Origin of the sequence: Dermacoccus sp. UBA1591 (assembly GCF_002322065.1) — a bacterium.
GTDB lineage: Bacteria > Actinomycetota > Actinomycetes > Actinomycetales > Dermatophilaceae > Dermacoccus > Dermacoccus nishinomiyaensis.
In genome coordinates this window covers 1-410 of sequence record NZ_DCNR01000055.1, presented here as the reverse complement: position 1 = coordinate 410, position 410 = coordinate 1, and the positions used below count along the sequence as shown (strand labels likewise).

At 64.1% G+C, this 410-nt stretch carries 1 protein-coding gene; it reads left to right on the top strand.

Annotated elements, in window-relative coordinates:
• Nucleotides 1-410, top strand: a 410-nt coding sequence (locus B2284_RS06030) for an acyl-CoA dehydrogenase family protein (RefSeq protein WP_286697299.1), incomplete at both ends; no start/stop codon positions are given.

Genomic DNA, 410 nt, shown 5'->3' with positions numbered 1-410 from the left:
GAGCTGTTCTTCGACAACGTGCGCCTGCCCGCCGACGCGCTGCTCGGCCCGCAGGACCTCGGCTTCATCGCGATGATGAAGCACCTGCCGCAAGAGCGCATCGGCAACGCCATCGCGAACATCGCGAACGCGAAGCAGATCCTCGCCGAGACGATCCAGTACTGCAAGGACCGCAAGGCGTTCGGTCAGCCGATCGGCTCGTTCCAGCACAACACCTTCAAGATCGCCGAGATGGTGACGAAGATCGAGGTCTCCGAGGCGTACATCGACGACTGTGTCGCCGCGCACGCCGAGGGCAAGCTGACGGCCGTCGACGCCGCAAAGGCGAAGTGGTGGGCCGCCCAGGTGCAGTGCGACGTGCTCGACGAGTGCGTGCAGTTGCACGGTGGCTACGGCTACATGAACGAGTA